This is a genomic window from Mesorhizobium sp. URHB0026, assembly GCF_054059755.1.
Window position 1 is genome coordinate 2,852,667 of sequence record NZ_JBSSCN010000001.1, and the last position, 24,294, is coordinate 2,876,960.

Below are 24,294 nucleotides of genomic sequence, written 5' to 3' on the forward strand. Positions count from 1 at the left end.
TCCCGCCAGGCTCACAGGGCCAACGACCGACCATTCGTGTCGACCTCTCCCAAGGGAGAGGCGTAGAAAGAAACGGACGAAACCATGATCTACGAACTGCGTGTCTATGACTGCCTGCCGGGGAGGCTGCCGGCTTTGCTCAAGCGCTTTTCAGACCAAACGCTGGCCATCTGGGAGAGGCATGGCATCCGACAGGCTGGGTTTTTCACCACGGCGATCGGCGAAAACAGCAATCGCCTCACCTATTTTCTAGCCTGGCAATCACTGGCCGAGCGTGAGGCGAAATGGACGGCTTTCGTCACCGATCCGGCATGGCACAGGGCTCGGGACGAGTCCGAGCGCGACGGGCAGATCGTTGCCAATATCAGCAGCCAGTTGCTCACGCCGACAGCTTTCTCGTCCGTGAGATAGGGCTGCGCCATGAAAATCACCGACCTGCGCTGCGCCGTCATCGGGCGGCATCCCATCGTTCGCGTCGTCACTGACGAGGGCCTCTACGGTCTGGGCGAAGTCGAGTTCACAAAGACCTATCTCAAGCCCTTTGTGCTGCATTTCCGCGAGGCGCTGATCGGCGAGGATCCGACCGATGTCGAGCGGGTCATGTTGAAGATCCGCCAACGCGGTTCTTTCAAGCCTTATGGCGCGGCGGTCAGCGCTATCGAACATGCGCTTTGGGACATAGCCGGCAAGGCCGCGGGCGTGCCGGCCTACAAGCTGCTCGGCGGCAAGGTGCGCGACAAGGTGCGCGTCTATAACGGCTCGATCCGCCAGAAGCGCACAGGCGACCGGCCGGAGGACTACGCCGCGGACGTCAAATGGATGATGGAGCAGCCGCAGAACTTCTTCATGGTTAAGCAAGGAATCTCGTTCCACTCCAACATGAAGGACACTATCGAGGGCTTCCATTATGGTGTGACGCAGAAGAAGGCCGGCTATCACGGTGCCATGGATCAGGGCGTGATCAGCGAACGCGGTTTCAACCACATGCTCGACTGCGTGATCGCGATGAAGGAAGTGCTGGGCGACAAGGTCAGCCTGGCACTCGACTGCGGCCCGGGCTGGATGCTGCCCGATGCGATCAGGTTCGCCCGCGCGGTCGAGAGGTACAATCTGATGTGGCTGGAGGACATGCTGACCGGCGACTATGTACCGTGGGTCAATCCGCAGGCCTACCGGGAACTGACCACCTCCACCTCGACGCCGATCCATACCGGCGAGCAGATTTACCTCAGGCACAATTTCAAGGAACTGATCGAGACGCAGGCGGTGCGCGTCATCGGCCCCGATCCTGCCGACATCGGCGGCATTGCCGAGCTCAAATGGGTCGCCGAGCACGCCTATATGCACTCGATCCTGATGGCGCCGCATGGCACGGCGAATGGCCTGCTGGGGCTCGGCGCGCTGATCAACGTCTGCGCCACCTTGCCCGCCAATTACGTGGCGTTCGAATACCCCAGTGCCTCGGACCCGTGGTGGAACGACATCGTCATCGGCCTGCCCAAGCAGATCGTGAAGGACAGCATGGTGGATCTGCTGGAAGCACCGGGGCTAGGCCTCGATATCGACGCCGAAGGCGCCAGGAAGTATTTGCTAGCGGAGGATGCCGGATTCTTCGATTGACCGGCGACGGTGGCCCTCGATCTCATCGACCGAGGGCCTACTTCAAAGACTCGTGGTTGCACGTCTCATCACAACAGAAGCCGGCGCATTGTTGACGTGCGCCGATCTTGTTTAATTATGGCGAATCTCGGTCCCGAGCACCTTCAGGCATTCGCGGATGAAGGCAGCGAGGGCTGTCCATCCCTTGGCCGACACCATGGTTCCGTCGACATAGGCCTCCGTCGGCGAGAGGTCGATGTAGGTGCCGCCGGCCAGCGTCACTTCCGGTTCGCAAGCGGCGAGCGCGCCGACCTTCTTGCCGCGGACGACACCGTCCACGGCAATCAGAATCTGGACCCCATGGCAGATCGTGAAGATCGGCTTCTGGGTATCGTGGAAGTGGCGCACCATGGCTTGCACCCGTTTGTCGGTGCGGATGTATTCCGGGCCGCGGCCGCCGGCGCAATATACGGCGTGGTATTGATCGAGCTGCTTTTCCGCTTCAGCAAACGTCTTGTTGATCACCTGAAAATGGCCGAGCTTTTCGGTGTAGGTCTGGTCGCCCTCGAAGTCGTGCAGGGAGGTCTTGATGAGGTCTCCGGCCTTCTTGTCCGGGCAGACCACGTGGACCGTGTGACCAACCGCTTCCATTGCTTGCTGGTAGACGAAGATCTCGTACTCCTCGGTGAACTCGCCGGTGAGCATCAATATTTTCTTGCCTGACATGATCATGTCCTCTTGTCGTGTGAAAGGGGCGGGGCGAGTCATGCTGCGCCCCGCATTGATTGCGTTCTTCAGAACGGAGAGTCGGGGAAGAAGTATTCCTTGGCGTTGTCCTTGGTGATCAGCGGCGCGTCCAGCTTGACGGCGCCGCGAACCGGGGCCTGGCCAACCAAATTGGCCATGGTCATGTATATGGCCGTCTTGATCATGGACGGAGGGTAGGGAGTTTCGACGGGGGTCATGCTGTCGCCGTCGATGACCTTCTTGACGATGTCCTTCATGCCGTTGCCGCCAAGCGCCAGCTTGATGTCGGTGCGGCCCGACTGCTTGACCGCCTCGATCACCCCCAGCAGCATGTCGTCGTCGTTCGCCCAAACCGCGTCGATATGCGGATATTTGGCGAGGTAGTCCTGCATCAGCTTGAAAGCTTCGTCGCTGTTCCAATGAGCGTACTGAATGTCGAGAACCTTGAGGCCGGTCCCGGCGATGGCGTCCTGGAAGCCCTTGATGCGCTCGTCGTCGATCACGGTCGGGATGCCGCGCAGGACAACCAGGTCACCCTTTCCGCCAAGCTTGTCGATCATGTATTTCGCGGTGTTGCGCCCGACGGCGATGTTGTCGCCGGCGACGTAGAGGCCCTGGATGGTGGGGTCGGTCAGGCCGCGGTCGACGACCGTGATGAAGGTGCCCTTCTCCTTGATGGCCTTGACCGGCTCGGTCAATTCTTCCGAGGAGTAAGGAAGGATCACCAGCGCATCGATCTTGCGTGAGGCGGAGAGATCCTCGATCGCCGACACCTGATCGGCCGCCGACGGCGACGTCTTTACGATGACCTCGACACCGGGGAAAGCCGCGTTGATTTCCTTGGCCGCCGTCTGCGCGTGATAGACGACGCCGGCGGTCCAGCCGTGGTCGGCGGCCGGTATCGAAACGGCGATGACTTTCTTGTCCTCGGCCATGGCATGGCCCGTCAGCAGCAGCGAGCCGAGCGCGGCCGCAGCCATCCATTTTTTACTGAACATTTTCTTCTCCCAGATTGGACCTGCAAAGACGCACCCGTGTGGTCCGGACGCGGGGCTATTTCGAATTCGAGAACCTCTGAATGAGCATCGCGATGATGATGATGACGCCCTGAACCGCGGCGACCAGGTACTCGGAGACGAAGTCCGACAGCACCATGAGATTGGCGATCAGCTCCAGAATGACGGCGCCGGCGACGGTTCCCCAGACATGACCTTTGCCGCCACGCAGCGCCGTGCCGCCGATCACCACGGCGGTGATCACCTGCAGTTCCCAAAGCTGCCCGGTGGTCGGCGTTGCGGCACCCAGTCGCGGTACGTAGCAGATCGCGGCGACGGCCACGCAGACGCCTTGGACGATGTAAGCAATGGTGCGCGTCTTGATGACGGAGATGCCGGAATAGCGCGCGACGTCCTCGTTTGCGCCGACCGCCGCACATTTGCGCCCATACTTCATCTTGTAGAGGACGAACGATGCGATCGCGGCGACGGCGACCGATATGAGGATCGGGATAGGGACACCACCGACGGTGCCGAAATAGACCGGCCGATAGGCTTCGCGCAGCGATCGGTCTATCGGTATCGTGCCGCCGTCGGTCAGATAGGTGATCAACGCGCGGAAAATGCCCATTGTACCGAGCGTCGCAATGAACGGTTCGATCCGGCCTATGGTGACGATCAGGCCATTGGCGAGGCCACACAGAAGACCGACCAGGATCGCCACGAGCATTCCAGCCGGGATCGCCCACAGGCCGGCGTGTGGCGCCACGGCATTCATGAACATGATGGTGATGCCGGTGACGAAGGCGGCCATCGAGCCGACGGAAAGATCGAGCCCTCCCGACGAGATAACGAACGTCGCGCCGACCGCGATGATGGCGATGAAGGCGCTGCGGGTGATGACGTTGGCAAGGTTGGTCGCGGAGAGGAAGTCTGGATTGATGAGAAAGCCGACCACCAGCAGGGCGGCCAATGCCAGGAAGGGACCCACGTCGGTCCAGGAGATGTTCAAATCACCGACGCGATGCGTGGATGGGGATCCGGTCATGACAGCCATTCTGTTCCTCCCTCGGCCTTCGGCCTCGGTTTCGGGCCGCTTGTCGCCAGCAGCGCCACATTGCTTTCGGTCATCTCGGCGCCTTGGACCTCGCCCGTCAGGCGGCCTTCCCGCATGACGAGGATGCGGTCGCAGATGCCGATCAGCTCCTGCATTTCCGACGAGATGACGATGCAGGCTTTGCCGCTGCCGACGATGGCGTGGATGAAGGCGTAGATCTGAGCCTTGTTGGCGATATCTATGCCGCGGGTCGGTTCATCGATGATGACCACAGAGGGGTCGGTGAGCAGCACCTTGGCGAGCAGCAGCTTCTGCTGATTGCCGCCGGAAAGCTGTCCCGCCTTCACGCCAGGGCTCTTGAGCCGGATATCGTAGCTCCGGACGGCCTCTGTCAGCGCGACCGACTCGCGGCGTCTGCTGAGAGCCAGTGCGGGGTGGAACCGTTCAAGTGCGGAAAGCGTGAGGTTGGGCGCCAGTCGTTCCTCGAGGAGCAGGCCCTTGCTCTTTCGGTCCTCGGTCAGGTAGCCGATGCCTGCATCGATCGCTTCGCGTTGCGAGCGGATCCGGACGGGCCGACCTTGGAGTTCAATCACGGCGTCGGCCGAACGCAGGCCCACCAGCCCTTCGAACAATTCCGTGCGGCCCGCGCCGATCATGCCGGCAAAGCCAAGAATTTCGCCCCTGTGGACGGTGAAAGAGACGTCTTCGGCGTAGCCCGGGACGGTGGCGTTTTTCACGCTCAGCATCGGCTCATCGGACGGTGCGCTCTTCTGCGGGTAGAGCGTTGCAAGCTCGCGGCCGACCATCAGGCGTGCCATGTCCATCTGGGTCAGGGCCGTGCCCGGACAGGTGCCGACCATCCTGCCGTCGCGCAGCACGGTCACCTTGTCGGCAAGCTGCTGCACCTCATCCAGCCGATGGCTGATATAGAGGACGGCCGTGCCGTTGGCCTTTAGCTGCCGGACGATTTCGAGGAGGCGATCCACTTCCTCGCCGGTCAGCACGGCGGTCGGCTCGTCGAAGATCACGACCTTGTAGTCGTCGAGCAGCGCGCGGGCGATCTGGACCAGCTGGCGGTCGGCCAGCGAGATGTCGCGCACCAGCGCGGTCGGCGAGACCGCGCAGCCGATCCGTGCCAGCTTTTCGGCTGCCAGGCGCCGCATGGCGCGGTCGTCCATCACATGGCGGCGCGAAAGCTCGCGGCCGAGAAATAGATTGTCCGTCACCGTAAGCGCTTCGGCGAGCAGGATCTCCTGGTGGACGAGGGCAATGCCGGCTTTTTGGGCCTGGTCGGGCTTGGCGAACGTCACCGGCCGACCAGCCATGGACAAGGTGCCGCGGGTCGGCTCGGCATAGCCGGAAAGCAGCCGCATCAAAGTGGATTTTCCGGCACCGTTCTCGCCGATGATGGCGTGGATTTCGCCCGGCAGGATGTCGAGCGTGACGTCGGAGAGCACGGTCACCGGCCCATATTGCTTCGAGAGACCCTGAGCGCGCAGCACCGGCTCCAGGACCCCTGGCGCATTGCCGCCAGGCAGCGCACTTCCTCCCTCTCCGGCAATATTGGCGGTAACGGACATTCGTTCAGGCCTCAATCGAAGGCCGGCAGCAGGCGATCGCGCGAGTGCTCGATGTGGGCGCGCATTGCTTTCGCGGCGGCATCCGGATCGGCAGAGCCGAACGCGGCGAGGATCGCCTCATGCTCGTCCAGCGCCTCCTCGGTCACGCGGGAATGGTACATCAGGCGGAAAATGTGGAAGTGGGTGTGTTGATAACCCAGCGTCTCGCGGATGAGCTCGTTTTCGGCGTATTCCATGATCTTGTCGTGGAAGATCGCGTCCTGCCTGGCGAAGTTCGAATAGCGCAGGCGCTCGTCCTTGCCCTCGCGGCGCGACATCACGCCTGCAGCCACCAGCAGCGTGCCGAGTTTGGCCTCATCCATCGTGGCAGCGGCTTTCGCCGCGCCGTGGGGTTCGAGCAGGAGACGCATTTCGTACAATTCGTCGAAACGGCGCCGCGTGATCTGCGGCGCGGCGCGGTATCCGATCAGGTGCGTCTTCAGAACCAGTCCTTCGCCTTCGAGACGGCCCAGCGCCTCGCGGATCGGGGTATGGGAAACGTCGAATTCCTTGACCAGATTGTCGACGGTGATGCGCGAACCGGGCGCGATCTTCAGCGACATCAGCTGCGCGAAGATGGCCTCGTAGACGTCCTCGGCTAGGCTGCCGGCACGCTGAATGCGGCCCGCTCCCGTGGGCGTTTCACCATTATTGCTCAAGCTGACAGGTTGCATTCTTTCGCCTCTCGACAGGAGATTGCTAACACGAGGGTTTGACCGATGCAATACTATATCCTATACGATTTTATCGGCGCCGTTCAGTTCAGGATCCTTCGGTGCGGATTGCAATGCGAGTTTCTCCGACACCCTCAAGGATGCAGCCTGTCATGAGCCTTCTCACAGCCCTCCGGCTCCCACGTGAAATTCTATTCGGAACGGGACAACGTCATGCCCTGCCAGCCGTGGCCGGCCGCCACGGCCGCCGCGCCCTGGTCTGCACCGACCAGCGTTTGGCCGGCACCAGCGTGTTCGCCGAAATGATGAAATCCCTGCGGTCGGCGTCAATCGACGTGCTGGTTCACGACGGTGTCCTCCCGGACGTGCCGCGCGATTCGGTGCCGGTCTGCGTCAAGGAAGCGAGGGGCTTCCGGCCAGACATGGTGATCGGCATCGGCGGCGGCAGCTGTCTCGATTTCGCCAAATGTGCCGCCTTGCTGATCAGCCACGGCGGCGAGCTGCGGCACTACTACGGCGAGTTCAAGGTCCCGGGGCCGACCCTGCCGATGATCGCCGTGCCGACCACGGCTGGTACAGGATCAGAGGTGACGCCTGTCGCCGTGATATCGGATCCGGACCGGACGCTCAAAGTCGGCATATCGAGCCCCTATCTTATCGCTGCCGTTGCCGTCTGCGACCCCGAACTGACAATGACTTGTCCGCCTGGCCTGACCGCGGTTGCCGGTGCCGACGCGCTCACTCATGCGATCGAGGCCTTCACGGCCATGCGCCGGGACGGGGACTTCAGCCTGCCGCAGCGCCACGTGTTCATCGGCAAGACGCCGCTGACCGACCATTTCGCGCTGCTGGCCGTCAAACTTCTCGGCCGCAGCTTGGAGAAGGCGTGCATCGACGGCGGCGACGCCGAGGCGCGCTCCGACGTGATGATGGGAGCGCTGGCTGCGGGTTGCGCGTTCGGCACCGCCGGCACGGCGGCGGCGCACGCGGTGCAATACCCGGCCGGCGCGCTCACCCACACGCCGCATGGGCTGGGGGTGGCGACAATGATGCCTTATGTCATGAGCTACAACAGCCGTGTGGCCGCGGGTGAGATCGCCGAGATAGGGATTGCTCTTGGCCTCGAGCCGAATGGTCGTGGCGTCGACGAAATGGCGGGCGCGACCATCGAGGAGATCAGGCGCTTGTTTGCGGCGATCGGCATCACCCCGACGCTGGCCGGTTTGGGACTCCCGGCCGACAAGCTCGACTGGACCGCCGAGCAGGCGCTCGGCATCGATCGCCTGATCAAGAACAACCCGCGCCCATTCGACCTTGCCGCCATGCGCCGCCTTGTCCAGGCGGCCTATGACGGCGATCTCACCGCCTGCGCCATGTGAACGTCAGGAACAAGACGATGAACCTTCCCTACAATGCCTTCCCTCTCGATCAGGATCCGTACGACGTTCGGGGCTTTCCGCACCGGCTCTACATTGGCGGAAAATGGCGGCCGTCGTCCGACGGCGGGCTCATTGAGGTCACCGATCCATCCTCCGGCGCGGTGATCGCGGCGGTCCCCGATGCGACCCTGGAGGATGCCGCCGCAGCGGTCGAGGCAGCGGCCAAGGCCGCCAAGGGGTGGCGCCAGACAGCGCCGCGCAAGCGCTCGGAGATTCTCAGGCGCTGTTTCGAGCTGATGGTCGAGCGGTCGGAGACGCTTGCCATGCTGATCTCGCTGGAGAACGGCAAGGCCCTGCGCGACGCGCGCGGCGAGGTCGCCTATGCAGCCGAATTCTTCCGCTGGAACGCCGAGGAGGCGGTTCGTATCACCGGCGAGTTCGGCACCGCCCCGTCTGGCGCCAACCGGATCGTCGTCGACTACCAGCCGATCGGCATCTGCATTCTCATCACGCCGTGGAATTTCCCCGCCGCGATGGCGACGCGCAAGATCGCACCGGCACTGGCGGCAGGCTGCACGGTCATTCTGAAACCGGCCAGCGAGACGCCGCTGACCGCCTATGCGCTGGCCGCGCTCTACAGCGAAGCCGGCGTACCGGACGGTGTCGTGAACGTGCTGACGACGTCGACACCCGGCCCCCTGACGTCGGCCATGCTGGCCGATCCGCGCGTCAGGAAGCTCTCCTTCACCGGTTCGACCGGGATCGGCCGGGCCTTGCTCGCCGAGGCCGCCAAACATGTGACTTCCTGTTCCATGGAGCTTGGTGGCAATGCACCCTTCATCGTCTTCGACGATGCCGATCTCGATGCGGCCATCGACGGCGCCATGATCGCCAAAATGCGCAATGCCGGCGAAGCCTGTACGGCGGCCAACCGCATCTACGTCCAGTCAGGTATCCACGATGCGTTCGCCGACGGCCTTGCACAGCGCATGGCTGCGCTCAAGATCGGCGCCGGCACCAAGGCGGACACCGAATGTGGACCCATGATCACCAAGAAGGCGGTCGACAAGATCGACCGGCTGGTCAAGGACGCGGTCAACCGTGGTGCCAAGGCGCTGTGCGGCGGCTCGGTGCCTGAAGGTGATGGCTTTTTCTATCCGCCGACCGTCTTGTCCGAAGTCTCGCCGGACGCCGATATGGCGCATAAGGAGATCTTCGGCCCAGTGGCGCCCATCACCCGCTTCGAGAGCGAGGCGCAGGCCATCTTCCACGCCAACAACACCGAATACGGCCTCGCCGCCTATCTCTACACCCGCGATGTGGCGCGCGGCATGCGGGTGGCCGCCGAGATCGAGGCCGGCATGATCGGCCTCAACCGCGGCCTGATGTCGGATCCCGCCGCGCCCTTCGGCGGAGTCAAACAGAGTGGCCTCGGGCGGGAAGGGGGCCAGCATCACGGCATCGCCGAGTTCATGGAGGCCAAATACATCGCTGTGACCTTCTGAGCCGGCTCCATGTCGAAGGACCCTTTTCGCACCCGCGACCACGTTGCCGATTTCGATGACATCGTGGCCGACATCGTCGCCCGCAGCGCCGTCACGCGGGCTTCGCTGCCGATGCTGGCGGACATCGCCTATGGTCCGCAAGAGGCCGAACGCCTCGACCTGTTCTTTCCGGACGGAGCGCGCAGGGATGTCCCGGTGCACATCTTCATCCATGGCGGCTATTGGCGCATGTTCGCCAAAAGCGACTATTCCTACATCGCCGAGACGGTGACGAGCGCCGGGGCAATCGCGGTCGTGATCGACTATGCGCTGATGCCTGCCGTCAGGATGGCGACAATCGTCGACCAGGTCCGGCGCGCGAGGCAATGGGTGCTGGATCATATCGCCAGCCATGGCGGCGATGCCGGTCGGCTAAGCGTCAGCGGTCATTCCGCCGGGGCGCATTTGGCGACCTTTTTGTTCGACGAGGGGTCGGCACATCCCCCGTCGGCGGCACTTCTGCTCGGCGGGCTCTACGATTTGAAGCCCCTCCAGCAATCCTTCCTGGAGCCTTTGATAGGCCTGACCGACACGGAAGTTGAGGCGTATTCGCCGATGAGCAAATCCCACTCGTCGCGGACAAAGGTCACGCTGCTGGTCGGCGAGCGGGAGACGGAACCGTTTCACCTGCAGGCCAAATTGTTTGCCGATCGCCTGACGGAGCAGGGCCTGACGGCTTCGAGCAGCATCGTCGAGGGACGCAATCACATGGACAGCGTCCGGGATTTGGGTGTCGGGCACACAAAAGGGGGCACTTGGCTGTACGACCTGATCCGAGCCGCTTGATCGGTCCTGTCTCAGCCTAACCTTTCCCGTTAAGCCTTGCGCAACTCATGGCGCGTAATCTGTCCGCCAGATTGCGAGGTACCATGAAGCGCCAACCACTAGTGCTTTTCGCCTTTCCTGCCTGTGTCCTGCTGATCCTCGCGACCGAGCGAATGGCGACGCTCCTGCTCGGAACCTACCCCGCAAGCCCCGATATGTGGAAGATCTGGCTCGCCTTGCATCCCTCGTCGGGCATGGTCTGGCAGCAGGTCGATGTCTATCTGGGAGGGTCGATGGTCCTGGATCTCGCCTTGTTGGGCGCGGCCCTGGGGATCTGCTGGATGGCAAGCCGGGCCAGAAGGTCGGCCGCTTTCTTTCTCGCCAACCATGGCATCTTGATCCTGGCGGCGTCGATGATCTTCATCGGCGGCCGCTCGCAGACCGCCAGCACCATCGCCGCGTTCACGGCACCGAGTGGCTTTCGGTTCTCGCTGATGATGGACTTCACCTGGCTGAACTGCCTGCTGGCGGTCATCGGGGTCACCGCCTGCGCCTATTGCCACCTTGCCTATGTCCGTGAACTCGGCATGCGCGTTGAATCGCGGCGCGTCCGGATCATGGCACTGCAGCGGGATTTCTAGCGCAGCTACGCGGCCATGCCCAAGTCCGACCTAGTTTATCCCGACCTAGTTTATCTTGTGATAGGTGACCTTGCCTTCCGGTGACACGCTCCGCTGGTAGTTGGAGCTCGGCGCGGGAGGCGCCGCCGGAGCCGATCGCCGTCGCGTTACCCGCGGCATTTCCTCGATCGCGGGCTCCGCGTCGGCGGCGCTGGCGACCGCCGCCGTATCTTCGGCGGGTGAGGCCAGTTCGACGACGCGCGGCTCGTCGCCACCGTGATTTCCCGACATCTCCGGTGGCTGCCGGGCGATGTTGGCGTTGACCTCGCCGAAGCTCGCCCGCAGCCGGTCGTCCAGCGCCTCGAACCGGCTTTGAAATCCATTGTTGACGGTGTCGAGCCGCGCGCTCATCCGCTGCTCGAACTGGCCGAGGTCCTCCAGCCGCGCCTCGATCGCGCGCAGATCGTTGATGCCGTGGTAGAGATAGACGGCCGCGGTGGCGTTCAGGAGGGCAAACAGCGCCAGGCCGACTGAGACGGCAATGGCGAGCCTGGACCGGCTCTTCTCCCTGTCGATCAACAGTGGTTCGACCGCTATCACAAGGTCGTCGGGATCGCTGATCGTCGTCATTGGACCACCACCTTGGTGCCGACAGGCACGCGCCTGAAAAGATCGATGACATCGGTATTGGTCAGGCGAAAACAGCCCGACGTGCCGTCGAAACCCACGCCCGAAGGGTCGTTGGTGCCATGGATGCGATAGAGCGTGTCGCGGCCATCCCGAAGCAGATAGAGCGCCCTTGCGCCGAGCGGATTGTACGGCCCCGAGGGCACCATGTCGGGCAATTCCGGCTGGCGGGCGCGCATTTCCCTGGGCGGTCGCCACGCCGGCCACTCGGTCTTGGCTCCGACCTGGACCGTACCCGTCCAGCCAAATCCATCGCGTCCGACACTGATCCGGTAGCGCAGGGCCTCGCCATTGCCGGTCACCAGATAGAGCGCTTTTTCCTGCTTGCGGATGATGATGGTTCCAGCCTTCTCGGCGGTGGAAAACGCCACCGTCTTGCGCAGGCTGGGGCCCATGGCCGGCAGAGGCGGGCGGCTGTCCGCCCACGCGGTCTGCCCGGCCGCGGGCGCCAGCGCCAGGCCGAGGAGGCAGGCGGCTGTCAGCCGCAAGCGATGGCCGCTAGCGGCCCGCATCGTTGAGCCGCTCGCGGAACATCTTCTTCAGATCCTTGCTGAAGCGCGCCCGCCCATCCACTTCGGAAGGCAGCATGGCGCGGTTCAGCGCGTCGGCCAGCAGGGCATTGTCGAGCCCGACCGACTTGATGTGCGGCGCCTTGAAGATCTTCTCCAGCTCGCTGCGCGAGAAGTGGTTGCCGAACCATTTGCGCTTGTGCTTGTTGGCGACCAGCGTGATTGAGACGGCATTGCCGCGCAGCTCGCGGATCTTCTTGTAGAGCCGTTTGCCTTGCCGCAGCGATGCCACATTGAGCTCGAAGACGATGAAGATCTCGTCGCTCGTCGACAGCACGGAATTGTGCCAGGGCGTTTCGATGTTGGGCAAATCAATGACGATGTCGTCGAACCGGTAGGCGACGAGGTCGAGCAGCCGGAAGACGAAATCGGCGCCCTGCGGCTCGAACGGCAGCTGCGGCCGCTCGAAGGCGTAGAGCGTCAGGCCGGAAGGCCGCGACAGCTTGATGACATCCATCAGTTCGACATCGAGCCGTTCCGGCTGGCCGATGATGCCGGCAAGGTCGAACTGGTTGAACAGGTTGAGATAGGCGCCGCAATTGGCGCTCTGGAAGTCGAGGTCGACCAGGCAGGTCGAGGCCGCGCGCTCGGTCGATTTCGAGGCCAGGAATTCAGCCGCCGACAGCGCCAGCGTCGTGGCGCCGGCGCCGCCGCTGGCGCTGATGAAGGTGATGATGCGGCTCTTGGCGCCCTGGTTGCCGCTGTCGTGGAAGGTGACGGCGTTGAGCAGTTCCTTGCCGTCGAGCGGCTTGTGCAGCCAGTCCGAGGCATTCATGCGCACCAGGACGCGCGTCTGCTCCGACGTCAACTCGTCGGAAACCGCGATCAGCGGCACACTTGCCCACAGCGCGCGCGCCTCAACGATGCCTGGATTGCCAAGCAATTCGCCATTGCCGAGATCGAGGATGACGATGCCCGGGCGCGTGTCGGCCGGCGGACCTTTGAGGAAGTCGCCGGTCTCGGCAACCCGCACATCATAGATCGCCAGCGCATCGAGCCGCGTCGCCACATCGCGCTTGAAATTCGGATCGGAGGAAAACAGCGCGACCTGCTTCCGCTTGGTGGGGGTAACCTTGGTGCTGATGGCGTTCATGGCGATGTACTCTTCAAATCTTCGCCCGTAACCGTGCTGAGCATGGAGGGCATGGCCATATTGTCTAGCCCGATCAGTCCGCCCAGGAAAAAAAAGTGGTAATTCACGTTCTGCAGGCTGACGGAGATGGTCGGCACCGGGCCTCCCAAACGGGTCTGATATCCAAGGCCGGTGGCGGTGTATCGGATGACGACGTTCGCGGGCAGCAAAAATGGGAAGAAATGGCACATGCCCGGCCGTTGTCCCGCGGCAAGACCAGGACAGGTACCCGCGCCGGTCGCATCACCTCGAAAAATTCGATTGAAATTCGCTGCCGTCCAGACGCCAGCAACACAATTCGCTCCGCTGCAGCTGCAAGTCGAATTAGCGCCGTTGCAGATATAGTCAAACGAATTGGCCACCACAGGAGCCCCTGGCGTCGTGGTTGCACCAGCCGTCGAAATCTGCGGCGCGACCGGGTCGGAAATGGAAGCTAACCGTGCTCCCGCCTGCACTGCCTTGGTCGCGCCGTTCCACTGGTAAAGCGCGAAACCGAAATCGACGAAGCCGAGGGTGAGAGTAAGGAGCAGCGTCATTGCGATGGCCATCTCGACCATCGTCGTGCCGTCCTCTGATATTATGAACCGTCTAAACATCATCAAAATCGGATCAACCGCTCCTGATGACTGCCGCCGATCGTGATTGATCCGACGCCGACGAGCGACAGCATGCCTAAGTCGCTGTAATGGAAGCTTGTGGACGCCGTGACGATGCATACCTGCGACGTAGTGGAAAGATATAGAACAGTGCCGTTGGCGGCGATCGTATTCTGGCACATAGCGGGATCAGCGATGTTTACCGTCACATCGGACTTCCGCCAGCCGTCGACTCGCCCGAGATCAGTTGGTTGCCCGTTTATCTTGCCATATACAGCTATGCTTGCTGCAATATCGGCGCAGTCGATCGCCGCCAGGCCCGCATCGGTATACAACTGACTGTTGCAGCGGGCGGCGAAGCGGGCTGCGTCAGTGAGACCGGCCTCCACGAGAAATTTGTCATGGATGAACCGGCCGAATTCGAACACGCCCGCCGAGAGCAGCACCATTAGCGGGGCGACGAGAGCCATCTCGATCAGCACGGTGCCGCGCTGTTCCAGGCAAAATCGTCTTAGATAGCGGGAAAGCCTTTTCATTGCCATCACCGGTACAGCTGCGCTTCGTCGCGCAGGAAATTGTCCAGCGTGCTTTGCCCGCCACGGCCTGTGATGTCGACGAGCTCTACAAAGACCGATCCTCCGCTTGCCGCGCCCGGAACCGGCTCTGTCATGAAGAAACTTGCAAAGGCTTCGACCGGAAGGTTGGTGCTATTCCCGCTTAGGTTGTTGCCGGCAGCCTGCAGCGCATTGCAGTTGAGGATCGCTCCATAAAGCAACCGGCGATCCACTGAGGTGACCGGCGGCTGGCATGCGTTGGGAGGTGTCCCCACCTCGCCGCCCACGGAAGCTGTTCCGACCAGATTGTTCGCGTTTTCGTATTTATAGACCTGATAGCGGGTCGGCTTGGTGGTGTTCCAGGAAGCTGGATAGCCGGCCGCACCGAAATTGGCACTCCAATAACTAGATAAATTCCAATTTCCGTCACCCATCCGGCCGCCCATATACGGTGTAGTCGCATCGCGGGGCAGGCCCATGTTGGGCGCGCCGAACGTCAGTTGGTTATAGGAAGGGCACTGGTTGCTATTGCCATTGCCGTTGCCGTTGCCCCCTGCGATAGCTCCCTTTCGGACATTCGACGCCGGACCATATTCGGCACTGTTAAAGGCATTCCCGCTGGCCTGGATGCCAAAGCGGACGTTAAATGCGTCCTGTACCGGACCGTTGTTCTGGCCGGTCTTCGTGCTTACGCCCTGCGCCGAGTAGCAGCCGCGAGGGGTCGACGTGGCTATCGTTTGCGCAAGCGCCTGCGCGCCGTTGCCGACATCATCCGGCGGTTGCAGGAAGCCGAAATTGCCAGGCCCGTAGGCGGCATTGTTGCCCACCAGCCGAAGTTCGATTAGCCGGCGATGGATCGCTGGATCCGTCACTGCCTGTTCGAGCGTCACGCCACCCGCCGAATTGGTGCCGTTTACCATCTCGTATGGGTTGCACATGAAGACTGGTGTGTAATTGCAGACGCCGGATGTGAAGCCCGCTACCGAAACAGCTCCGAAAGTGAAGCCATTGGCAGCCGTGTTCCCCGCAATAAAAGAGATCGGGAAGATGGTTGTTAAGGTTTCGGGCTGGGATCCCACCATGATGAAGCGAGTCACGGATGCCGAGGCTGCATAGTTCGCCGAGGTAATCAGGTCGGAATCGTTTGCAGGGATGCTCGCTAGGAAACACCACGATATTTGGCCTCTCGAGCGGCAGGCCGAGTACGTCGCGTCGACAGTGGTCGTTCCGCTGCCAGGCAGGGTGACAATTCCTGCGTCCGAGAATGTGGTGTCGTTCGAAATCAGATTTCCGAGGGCGTTCTCGGCGCGAGTCCATGCATCGGTTCTGCCGTTCAACTCGGCCGCGGCGGCAAGCGCCAACGCGTCAGTGCCCTTTTGTATATCATTGTGCAGGTTGTTGATCCGGCTCATGTCAATCGCCAGCAGGGAAAAGCCGATGATCGCCGGCAGCATGACGCTGAACAAAATCAGCGCTATTCCCCTCTGATCGTGCCAGAACGCGCGAACAATCCGCAACATGGCCCTACCCTTTACTTCCCCTGGCGCCAAGATCCTCGTGTTGCTTAGCGCTGAAGTCGCATCCTTCCATTCAATTCGACGGTGTGCTCACACCCGACCCGCCGACATTGACCGTGATCGCCGGCGGCGGCGGCGGCGGCGGTGGAAATTTGTAGTTATGCGCAACAAGCGCGGCGCGCGTACCGTCGCCTTCGATATGCGTATTCCTCGAGGCCGGATTGAGCGGGTCGACCGTCTGCAGCAGCGAATTGTATTTCTGCGTGTCGCCGGCGGCCAAGGTCACCGTGTCGTAGTGGTTCAAATAGTCTGCGGCACAGCCCGAAAGCGATCCGGCGCACAGAATGAGGAGCAAGGCGCTATTTCTTGACATAGAGCATCTTGTCCTTCGATTTGAAGTCCAGCATGTGGCCATAGGGGCCGGTGACGCCGTCGCCTGTTTCATATTTGCGGATCATGTCCTTGTTCACTTCGAGCTGCCCGAGCACGAAGAACTCCGGGTCGTTCGCGGGCCGCGTCTTATCGAGGGGGGTTGCCAGCTGTTCGCCGGGTTTCACCGGCCGCACGATATGCGGCGTGACGATGACGACGAGTTCGGTTTCTTCCTTCTGGCTGCTCGAATTGCGAAACAGCGTGCCGATGACCGGCACCTGGCCGAGCCACGGCACCTGGTTCTGCAGCTTGGTGGTCTTGCTGGACAGGAGCCCACCGACCGCGAAGCTCTGGCCGTCGCGCAGTTCAACGACGGTTTCCAGCTTGCGGTTGGTGAAGATCGGGTCGCCGGCTGTCGTGAAGCCGGTCAGGTCGCTGACCTCCGGCGCCAGCTGGATGTGGATCTTGTCGTCGGCGAGCACCACCGGCGTGAACAGAAGATTGACGCCGAATTGCTTGTACTCGATCTGGACCAGCCCATTCTTGTCGACGCTGCGGATAGGCACCTGCCCGCCGGCGTTGAAACTGGCGGGTTCGCCGGAAAGCGTGGTGAGGTTGGGCTCGGCAAGCGTGCGCACCACGCCCTTGGCCTCCAGGGCTTCGATGTACAGATCGACCTTGATGTTGCTGTCAATGACGCGAGTGAGGAGTGCGCCGAACGGAGTGGATTTGGACAGGAGGCCACTGAGCACGCCAGCCGCCCCCAGCACCTCGCCGTCTTTGTCGACGGCGGCGATGCCGGTTCCGGTGAGCGTCGTGCCTCTGCTGTTGGTGCTGGCGATCGACACACCGAGGTCGCGCCCCGCGTTGCGCTTGGCTTCCAGCACGCGCACTTCAAGATTGACCTGCTGGCTGTCGTCGACGGTGACGGCATTGATGATGGCATCGGGACCATATTGCTGCGCCACTTCCATGATGGCCGCCAGCGTGGCGCCATCCTTAACATGACCGCCAAGCCGCACCCTGCCATTCACCGAGCCGATCTCGATACGCGACCTTGGCGAAACCTGGCGGATCGCCGCCGCCATGTCGCTGACATCGACGCCGACCTCGATCTGGATGACGCCGAGCGATCGCTTGTCGGGTGAGAACAGATTGACCGTGGTGGTGCCGGCGCCCTTGCCGATGACGTAGAGCGTGCGGTCGGTCATTGGCTGCGCATCGGCGATCTTCTCGTCGCCGACGACGATATCGCCGAGATTGGCATTCACCTGGAGCGTCACCGATTGCGACATCGGCAGGAAAACGCGATGGACGCTGGGGTTCGACACGTCGATGAAGCGGTCGGCGGCATCGGCCGCAACGCTCGACAGCAGCGCCGCCAACGCGGCCGTCGCCATCCCTAACCAAAACCCCCTCATTCCCGTCTCCCCAAATGCTGCCGGTGGCAACCCGAATTCACTCGCGCACTTTTGCTATGGCTGTCGCGGCACGTCATAGGTTTCGAGCTTCACGCCCCGGAAAACTCCGACGGTGGCGCGTGCCGGTGGCTCCGGCTGCACATATTTGATCACTTCCTTGACGACTTCCTTGGCCGCGGGCGCAGGGGCAGCCACAGGAACCGGCTTAGCCTTGCCCAACTCGTCAAGCCGGCTTCCAACGCGCTCCACGGCCTGGGCGAGCCCCGCAATCTTGTCGTCGGCACGCTTGCGCTCAGCTTCCGCCATGGCGTCCGCCGCCGCTTTCTTGTCGAGTTCGGCCTGTCGCTTGGCAACGTCTTCGGGCGTTTCACCAGTCAAATCCGACAGCGTCACCCGTTCGGTCGTCTCGCCTTTGCTGGCGGCGGCTTGGCGAAGCGCCAGCGAGAGCTGGCCGGCGCCGGCGGCGAGCGTGAGCTTCTGGGCATCCTTGGTGCTGGCCTCGAGCGTTACCGCCTTCACCACAGTCGGACTGTCTTTGCTTTCATCGGCGACCTGGTCGACGGCAAGCACCTTCATGCTCTGCAACAGCACATCGACAAAGCTCTTGTCGCCACCATCAGTGTCCCGCACCGTGCGAGTCAGCAAAACATCGACGCGGTCGCCCGGGAAGACGAAGCCGGCGACGCCGAGCACATCGTTGACCCGTATGGAAACAGCTTTCATGCCTTCGCCGATTACCGCCGAAAGCGTGGCGCGCTGACCGGGACCTGTGATCTTGGTGGCGAGTATCGGTTCGTTGACGCCGATTGTTTGGAGGGCCTGTCTTGCACCTTCGCCAGCCAGTGCTTCCTTCGTTGTCTTGAAGGCGCCTGTTGGAATCGCGCCTGCCGGCCATGCGATTTCGCGCAGCTTGTCTGCCGAAAGCGCGTCACCGAATTTCAGCGGCACGGCTGCAACCACCACAGTGTCGCGCTGGGTACCATTTGCTTCCGCCATTGCGCTGCGTTGGCCGGCCAACCATATGTTGGCAAGCACCACCGCCAGCACGCCGAACACGCCGGCGAGGACGATCATAATAAGCGTGTTGGCGCGCATGGACCCAAGCCCCAAATCATAATGCGGGAGTTTACCCGCTAACGCTGATCTCAGGCCCGGTTCGAACGACCCGGGCCTGAGATTCACAAGTTAACCGGCGGCGGCGGCGGCGCAGGCTGTGTTGCCAGCAGCACCGTGGCCATTGAGCGCAGTACAAAGGCCGGTGAACTGACCGGTTACCCATATGCCAATTCCAATGATGATCAGGATCGACGCAGCGGCGATAATGCCGATGAGGATGGAATATTCGACCATAGCAGCGCCGTTTTCGTCGTCGCGGAACTGCCGGGTCATCGTCATGAGCTTCTTCATGTCAATTTCTCCCTTTGGAGGTTGAACCCGACGAGACAGAGCCAAGGATGAACTCCATACCCAAGCATCCCCCGTCATCTCGATCCTAGGTCCCGAGAAATTGCGGAGTCAAACGGGATTAACGGTTCCTTAACTTCCCAATACACCAAATTCGGAGTGGAGTGTGGCTTTAAATTTCAGCAAGAGCTTGATTCGTCTAATTTTTCAAGCGTCCTTAACCATTCGTTCACAATTATGTCCAACGACTAATGAAGTAGAAGCTACTTTAGCGATATGGCATATCCCTTTATATCTAAGGGGTTATAGCCAGATATGGAGCGGAATCCGATGTGGCGGTACACGAGGCGCGCGCAGCGCGTTCTAAAGCTTACTCACTCACCCGTGTTTGGCGACGGGGCCTAAAATAAAAACGATATTTTCAGGCGCGCTCCTTAACTATGTTGAAAGTAATGTCCGTACGTTACGCGCCCCGGCGCTTGTGCGTCGCTTGGTTAACGTTTAGTTTCCACTAATATGCGCTAGAGGGGTATAACCGATTATGCTGGGGCGGTTTATTAAGGGAACAAGCGAGCAGCAGGCCGCGACAAAGGCCGAGGCGCTGACTGTGCTGCCCGTTGTTCCGGCCGTTTCTCCAGCTGCTGATGTTGAACCCCATGGCGAGGACTTCCTCACGCTGAAAGTCGAGCTTCATCGCCATCTCATTGACCGTTTCAACCTGACTGCGCTGGAAACCGCATCCAAGGACGAGATACTGAACGAGATTCGCCCGATCGTTCGGGAATTCGTGCGCAGCCACAATGTGCCCCTGAACGCGCGCGAGCTAGACCAGCTAACCAGCGATACCGCCGACGAGATGCTCGGGCTCGGGCCGATCGAGCCGCTGCTCAAGGACGATTCGATCGCCGACATCTTGATCAACACGCACAAGCGCGTCTTCATCGAGCGCCGCGGTGTGATCGAGGAAACCTCGATACGCTTCCGTGACGAGGCGCACCTGCTGCGTATCATCAACAAAATCGTTTCCGCTATCGGCCGACGTGTCGACGAATCGGCGCCGATGGCCGATGCCCGCCTCGCGGATGGCTCGCGCGTGAATATCGCGGTGCGACCGATCTCCGTGGACGGCCCGCTAGTGTCGATCCGCAAATTCTCCAAGAATCCCTATTCGCTCGAACGGCTGATGGCTTTCAATTCGATCCGCCAGCCGATGGTCGATCTGCTGCGCATCGCGGTGCAGGCGCGCAAATCGATCCTCGTTTCGGGCGGCACCGGCAGCGGCAAGACCACGCTGCTCAACGCGTTGTCGAGCTACATTCCAGCCACCGAGCGCCTGATCACCATCGAGGATGCGGCGGAACTGCAACTGCAGCAGCCTCATGTCGGCCGGCTCGAGACCCGCCCGCCAAATGTCGAGGGCAAGGGAGAGGTTCGTCAGCGCGAACTGCTGAAGAATGCGCTGCGCATGCGGCCCGACCGCATCATCGTCGGCGAGGTTCGCGGCGAGGAAGCCTTTGACATGTTGCAAGCAATGAACACCGGCCATGAAGGCTCGATGACCACCATCCATGCCAACACGCCGCGGGACGCCATATCGCGTCTGGAGCAGATGGTCGGCATGGCGGGGATGCCGATGACCAATGACTCGATCCGAGCGCAGATAGCATCGGCCATCGACATCATTGTACAGACGCAGCGTCTTTCCGACGGCGGCAGGCGGGTTATTTCAATATCGGAATTGACCGGCATGGAAGGCAATGTCGTCCAACTCCAGGAAATTTATCACTTCGTTCGGCGCGAGGTGACGCCGGAAGGCAAGATCGTGGGAGAATTCCGTGCCACCGGCATCCGCCCACGTTTTGCCCAGGAAGTGGCGACGCTTGGCTTCCACTTTTCCAAAGATGCCTTCAATCCTCAGGCGCCACTTTAATGCCCACCGGTCAGACGCTCCTCTACTTCATCTATGTACTGGCAGCGGCATCAGTGATCCTCGCCGCCGAATCGCTCTATATGTCCTACGCTGGGCGGCGGCTCAGAGCGGGCACGATCAATCGGCGGCTCAAACGACTGGGCGAGGAGGCGCCGGCGGAAAAGAGTCTGCAGGGCCTGTTGCGGGAACGTGGATTGACGGACACCGGCGACTTTATTTTTCGCGCGATCGGGTTAAACCGGCTCTATACACAATCGGGTATCACTGGCAGTCCGATAGCGTTTGCCGGCATGTTCGCTCTGGCCGGCCTCGTTTTGGCCTTGGCATCGTCGTTGTTGTTGGATCTCTCCATCGTCATCGCGTTGATCATCTTTTTCGTCATCGCCTTGGTGCTGCCATTGCTCGTTCTCCGGCGTGCCCGTAATAAGCGCATTCAGAAATTCGCCAAGCAACTGCCGGACGCACTCGACATGATCGTGCGTTCATTGCGTGCCGGACACCCGACATCGGTGGCAATTGCCCTTGTCGCCCGGGAAATGCCCGATCCGCTCGGCACAGAATTCGGGATAGTCTCCGACGAAATCACTTTCGGCCTCAGTCTTGAAAATGCAGTTCGGAAACTCTCGCAGCGCGTAGGCTTCGAAGGCCTGCATCTGCTTTCAGTGTCACTCTCGATTCAGGCCAAGACAGGCGGAAACTTGACCGAAATTCTGCACAACTTGTCGTCGGTTTTGCGCGAAAGACAGAAGTTGCGGATGAAGATCCGGGCGCTTTCAGCCGAGGGCCGTGTATCGGCGTGGATCATTTCGCTGTTTCCGGTCGTGATGTTCCTAATTCTTCAGATCCTTGCCCCGGCTTATTACGGCGGCATCTCGAAAGATCCCGCCGTTTTTCCAGCTTTTGTGGGTTTCGGGATATGGGCGCTCTTGGGCGACTTCATCATGTATCGAATGGTCAATTTCGACTTTTGACGGGGGCGAGCCATCAATCTGCTTTCGAACATCCAGGACGTAAGCCTTCTGATCTCGATTGCCGTTTTTCTTGCGGCGGTGGCGCTTTTCCTTTTTGGGGCCCTTATCCTGTTACCGGTATTGCAGACTCGAAGGCTGGTCACCCAGAGCCTGATGGTAGAAGGAATCGCCGACCGTCGTTCGCTTGCCGGTCAGGAACAGCTCGCCCGGATATCGGCACAGCGGCCGGTTGACGCCTATTTCCGAACGGTCGAGAAGGAGCGGGGGGAGCCAAATGCGCTCGAGGCCAAACTCTTTCGTGCCGGTTTCTATCAGTCAAGTGCCCCTCTTATTTACACCTTGTCACGCATCGGCGCTGTCGGAATTGGCTTTTTAGGCCTCTATGCGCTCCTGTCGCGCATACTGCCCCCGTACTTGCCTGGCTTTGTCGCACTTGCCGCAGCTGCCTTGTTCGGGCTAGCGTGCCTAGTCGTGCCGAGCGTCATGCTCGATCGATTCGAGAATGCTCAGAAACATATCTATCGTCGCAGTTTCCCAGATTTCATGGATATGATGATCACTTGCGCTGATGCCGGCATGAGCCTAGAGGCAGCAGTCGAGCGAGTCAGCGCCGAAATGGCTGGTACCCACAAATGGCTCGGTATCCAGCTTGCGATCATGAGTCTCCAATTGCGCGCAGGCAAGCCGCTACGGGAGGCGTTACGCGAACTCGCTGACCGCGTCGGACTTGAGGAGGCGAGGGCCTTGGCGGTGCTATTCCGTCAATCGGAAGAACTTGGCACCAGCCTGACGGAAGCGCTGCGTGTCTATAGCGACGAAATGCGCAGCCAGAGGATCCTGCACGCCGAGGAGCGAGCAAATGCTCTGCCAGTCAAAATGATGGTTCCATTGGGGCTGTGCATCTTTCCCGTTGTGCTCATGGTCATCATGTTGCCAGTGATCATTCGCATGAAAGGCGTTTTCTTCTAAATAGGTATATGCTTTGATCCTAAAATAGAGTCGCAGGACTCCTGGGGGATAAAATGACAGGGCCAATGCGCCTCGCAACCGTCGTCGCTGCCAGTATGCTGATGGCGGCGCTTGCCGGCTGCCAGACAAACGGTGTGGACACCACTGGCGGTGTCGTGCGCACCAACGAATCCTCGAAAGGCGACGTCACGTCCTTTGGCGACGCCTTTGACGGGCTGAAGACCGTCAGCGACGTCGAATATTACGCCTCGGACCAGGCCGTGGCGGAAGCCAAGAATCAGTTCCGCGCGGAAAATTACGGCAACTCCGGCGCCTTGTTCTTCAAGGCGACGCAGTTGGCGCCCAATGACGGCGGCGCCTGGATGGGCTTGGCCGCTTCCTGCGACCGCATCCACCGCTTTGACCTTGCCGACCGCGCCTATGGCCGCGCTTTCAAGCTGATGGGGCCGTCGCCCCAATATTACAACAATGTCGGCTACTCCTATCTGCTGCGGGGCAAGCTGCAGGACGCACGCGGCAATTTTCTCAAGGCCTATGAACTGGCGCCCAACGATCCGACGGTGGCCAATAATCTGAAACTGCTGTCGTCTAGCGTGCAGAACATCGAGCGCTAGCATGCTGCTTGTCGAAGCACTGTTGTTGAAGGCCCTCGCCATCCCTCTACTCGCCAGGATTGCGTGGCTCGATTTTACCACCCAGAAGATAGCCAATCGCGATGTGCTGTTGCTCCTGTGCTTGGGAGGGGGACCGCTGTTGCTGCTGTCGCTCCAGTCCGGATCGTGGTGGGATATGGGGCTGAGCGCTGTGGCGGGGCTTCTGTTGTTTGTCGCTCTATTCCCGTTCTGGACTCTGCGCAAGATCGGCGCCGGCGATGTCAAGCTGATGGCGGTCGTGCCTCTTCTGATCGGCGGGCAGGGCCTCATCCTGTTTTCCGTTCTGCTGCTGGTTTTTGCTGTCGCCACGGCCGCAGTCGTGAAAATTCCATTCATGCTGCCGCAGGGCGCTTTCCGTCTGTATGTTCAATATCTGGATCGCAAGGGGGTTGTGCCGTTTGGGGTGCCCATTTCTTTGGCGACGATATGCACGATAATCTTCGAAATCTACAAAACCGTGGTGATTGCGACCAGTTCGGGAATCCTGAATCAGGTCAATTGAACTGAGGCTGTCCGCTCC

The 24,294-nt window shown here is 61.1% G+C and carries 26 protein-coding genes; 11 read left to right on the forward strand and 15 right to left on the reverse strand.

Going from position 1 to position 24,294, the window contains the following annotated elements; all coding sequences use genetic code 11:
- Nucleotides 1-84: 84 nt before the first annotated feature.
- Both ACVWWD_RS13985 and ACVWWD_RS13990 read left to right on the forward strand, forming a co-directional pair.
- Nucleotides 85-411, forward strand: a complete 327-nt coding sequence (locus ACVWWD_RS13985) for an NIPSNAP family protein (protein WP_457103128.1) — start codon at nucleotides 85-87, stop codon at nucleotides 409-411.
- Between the two features lie 9 nt (nucleotides 412-420).
- Nucleotides 421-1,620 carry a mandelate racemase/muconate lactonizing enzyme family protein gene (locus ACVWWD_RS13990; RefSeq protein WP_457103129.1) on the forward strand — a complete coding sequence of 400 codons (1,200 nt, stop codon included), beginning with the start codon at nucleotides 421-423 and terminating at the stop codon, nucleotides 1,618-1,620.
- A gap of 111 nt (nucleotides 1,621-1,731) precedes the next feature.
- Here ACVWWD_RS13990 and ACVWWD_RS13995 read toward each other — a convergent pair whose 3' ends face one another.
- From ACVWWD_RS13995 to ACVWWD_RS14015, 5 genes are all read right to left on the reverse strand, one after another.
- On the reverse strand, nucleotides 1,732-2,325 hold the full coding sequence (locus tag ACVWWD_RS13995; protein ID WP_015319191.1) for a DJ-1/PfpI family protein: 594 nt from the start codon (nucleotides 2,323-2,325) through the stop codon (nucleotides 1,732-1,734).
- 68 nt (nucleotides 2,326-2,393) lie between these two features.
- Nucleotides 2,394-3,344: a substrate-binding domain-containing protein gene (locus ACVWWD_RS14000; protein ID WP_023771318.1), complete on the reverse strand. Its 951-nt coding sequence runs from the start codon at nucleotides 3,342-3,344 to the stop codon at nucleotides 2,394-2,396.
- Nucleotides 3,345-3,399: 55 nt separating this feature from the next.
- Nucleotides 3,400-4,398 carry an ABC transporter permease gene (locus tag ACVWWD_RS14005; protein WP_457103130.1) on the reverse strand — a complete coding sequence of 333 codons (999 nt, stop codon included), beginning with the start codon at nucleotides 4,396-4,398 and terminating at the stop codon, nucleotides 3,400-3,402.
- A complete protein-coding gene (locus tag ACVWWD_RS14010; RefSeq protein ID WP_023771316.1) occupies nucleotides 4,386-5,978 on the reverse strand; it encodes a sugar ABC transporter ATP-binding protein in 1,593 nt (530 codons plus the stop codon). The genes ACVWWD_RS14005 and ACVWWD_RS14010 overlap by 13 nt, the downstream gene beginning before the upstream one ends.
- A gap of 11 nt (nucleotides 5,979-5,989) precedes the next feature.
- Nucleotides 5,990-6,691, reverse strand: coding sequence for a GntR family transcriptional regulator (locus ACVWWD_RS14015; RefSeq protein WP_352546810.1), 702 nt, complete (start codon nucleotides 6,689-6,691; stop codon nucleotides 5,990-5,992).
- A gap of 152 nt (nucleotides 6,692-6,843) precedes the next feature.
- Here ACVWWD_RS14015 and ACVWWD_RS14020 point away from each other — a divergent pair, with 152 nt between their 5' ends.
- From ACVWWD_RS14020 to ACVWWD_RS14035, 4 genes are all read left to right on the forward strand, one after another.
- Complete coding sequence (locus ACVWWD_RS14020) at nucleotides 6,844-8,070, forward strand: iron-containing alcohol dehydrogenase (RefSeq protein WP_457103131.1); 1,227 nt, start codon at nucleotides 6,844-6,846, stop codon at nucleotides 8,068-8,070.
- Between the two features lie 17 nt (nucleotides 8,071-8,087).
- Complete coding sequence (locus ACVWWD_RS14025) at nucleotides 8,088-9,575, forward strand: NAD-dependent succinate-semialdehyde dehydrogenase (protein ID WP_457103132.1); 1,488 nt, start codon at nucleotides 8,088-8,090, stop codon at nucleotides 9,573-9,575.
- Between the two features lie 9 nt (nucleotides 9,576-9,584).
- Nucleotides 9,585-10,400 carry an alpha/beta hydrolase gene (locus tag ACVWWD_RS14030; RefSeq protein ID WP_457103133.1) on the forward strand — a complete coding sequence of 272 codons (816 nt, stop codon included), beginning with the start codon at nucleotides 9,585-9,587 and terminating at the stop codon, nucleotides 10,398-10,400.
- Between the two features lie 152 nt (nucleotides 10,401-10,552).
- Nucleotides 10,553-11,020 (forward strand): hypothetical protein, encoded by a 468-nt coding sequence (locus tag ACVWWD_RS14035; RefSeq protein WP_457103134.1) that lies wholly within the window; start codon nucleotides 10,553-10,555, stop codon nucleotides 11,018-11,020.
- A gap of 45 nt (nucleotides 11,021-11,065) precedes the next feature.
- On the opposite strand, the gene ACVWWD_RS14040 is transcribed toward ACVWWD_RS14035, so the two are convergent.
- The 10 genes from ACVWWD_RS14040 to ACVWWD_RS14085 form a co-directional block, all read right to left on the reverse strand.
- Nucleotides 11,066-11,629: a hypothetical protein gene (locus ACVWWD_RS14040; protein ID WP_352668262.1), complete on the reverse strand. Its 564-nt coding sequence runs from the start codon at nucleotides 11,627-11,629 to the stop codon at nucleotides 11,066-11,068.
- On the reverse strand, nucleotides 11,626-12,198 hold the full coding sequence (locus tag ACVWWD_RS14045; RefSeq protein WP_457103135.1) for a L,D-transpeptidase: 573 nt from the start codon (nucleotides 12,196-12,198) through the stop codon (nucleotides 11,626-11,628). The genes ACVWWD_RS14040 and ACVWWD_RS14045 overlap by 4 nt, the downstream gene beginning before the upstream one ends.
- Complete coding sequence (locus tag ACVWWD_RS14050) at nucleotides 12,185-13,348, reverse strand: AAA family ATPase (RefSeq protein ID WP_457103136.1); 1,164 nt, start codon at nucleotides 13,346-13,348, stop codon at nucleotides 12,185-12,187. Before ACVWWD_RS14050 ends, ACVWWD_RS14045 begins: the two co-directional genes overlap by 14 nt.
- The gene (locus ACVWWD_RS14055; RefSeq protein ID WP_457103627.1) at nucleotides 13,345-13,983 is read right to left on the reverse strand and encodes a TadE/TadG family type IV pilus assembly protein; all 639 of its coding nucleotides are present in this window, start codon (nucleotides 13,981-13,983) and stop codon (nucleotides 13,345-13,347) included. Before ACVWWD_RS14055 ends, ACVWWD_RS14050 begins: the two co-directional genes overlap by 4 nt.
- Before the next feature lie 2 nt (nucleotides 13,984-13,985).
- Complete coding sequence (locus tag ACVWWD_RS14060; protein WP_457103137.1) at nucleotides 13,986-14,519, reverse strand: TadE/TadG family type IV pilus assembly protein; 534 nt, start codon at nucleotides 14,517-14,519, stop codon at nucleotides 13,986-13,988.
- 5 nt (nucleotides 14,520-14,524) lie between these two features.
- Complete coding sequence (locus ACVWWD_RS14065) at nucleotides 14,525-16,057, reverse strand: TadE/TadG family type IV pilus assembly protein (RefSeq protein WP_352668295.1); 1,533 nt, start codon at nucleotides 16,055-16,057, stop codon at nucleotides 14,525-14,527.
- 70 nt (nucleotides 16,058-16,127) lie between these two features.
- A complete protein-coding gene (locus ACVWWD_RS14070; protein ID WP_352668302.1) occupies nucleotides 16,128-16,409 on the reverse strand; it encodes a hypothetical protein in 282 nt (93 codons plus the stop codon).
- Nucleotides 16,410-16,413: 4 nt separating this feature from the next.
- Entirely contained in the window at nucleotides 16,414-17,847 is a 1,434-nt protein-coding gene (locus tag ACVWWD_RS14075) for a type II and III secretion system protein family protein (RefSeq protein ID WP_457103138.1), read from the reverse strand.
- Nucleotides 17,848-17,901: 54 nt separating this feature from the next.
- Nucleotides 17,902-18,942, reverse strand: coding sequence for a Flp pilus assembly protein CpaB (gene cpaB, locus ACVWWD_RS14080; RefSeq protein WP_352668313.1), 1,041 nt, complete (start codon nucleotides 18,940-18,942; stop codon nucleotides 17,902-17,904).
- 90 nt (nucleotides 18,943-19,032) lie between these two features.
- On the reverse strand, nucleotides 19,033-19,254 hold the full coding sequence (locus ACVWWD_RS14085; RefSeq protein WP_457103139.1) for a Flp family type IVb pilin: 222 nt from the start codon (nucleotides 19,252-19,254) through the stop codon (nucleotides 19,033-19,035).
- 538 nt (nucleotides 19,255-19,792) lie between these two features.
- On the opposite strand from ACVWWD_RS14085, the gene ACVWWD_RS14090 reads away from it, so the two are divergent.
- From ACVWWD_RS14090 to ACVWWD_RS14110, 5 genes are read left to right on the forward strand one after another with little or no spacing between them, the layout of a single operon-like run.
- Nucleotides 19,793-21,181, forward strand: a complete 1,389-nt coding sequence (locus ACVWWD_RS14090; RefSeq protein ID WP_352668324.1) for a CpaF family protein — start codon at nucleotides 19,793-19,795, stop codon at nucleotides 21,179-21,181.
- Nucleotides 21,181-22,152, forward strand: coding sequence for a type II secretion system F family protein (locus tag ACVWWD_RS14095; protein WP_352668332.1), 972 nt, complete (start codon nucleotides 21,181-21,183; stop codon nucleotides 22,150-22,152). The genes ACVWWD_RS14090 and ACVWWD_RS14095 overlap by 1 nt, the downstream gene beginning before the upstream one ends.
- Before the next feature lie 18 nt (nucleotides 22,153-22,170).
- Nucleotides 22,171-23,121 (forward strand): type II secretion system F family protein, encoded by a 951-nt coding sequence (locus ACVWWD_RS14100; RefSeq protein ID WP_352669210.1) that lies wholly within the window; start codon nucleotides 22,171-22,173, stop codon nucleotides 23,119-23,121.
- A 53-nt stretch (nucleotides 23,122-23,174) separates the two neighbouring features.
- The gene (locus tag ACVWWD_RS14105) at nucleotides 23,175-23,735 is read left to right on the forward strand and encodes a tetratricopeptide repeat protein (protein ID WP_352668339.1); all 561 of its coding nucleotides are present in this window, start codon (nucleotides 23,175-23,177) and stop codon (nucleotides 23,733-23,735) included.
- Between the two features lies 1 nt (nucleotide 23,736).
- A complete protein-coding gene (locus ACVWWD_RS14110; protein ID WP_457103140.1) occupies nucleotides 23,737-24,276 on the forward strand; it encodes a prepilin peptidase in 540 nt (179 codons plus the stop codon).
- Nucleotides 24,277-24,294: the final 18 nt, after the last annotated feature.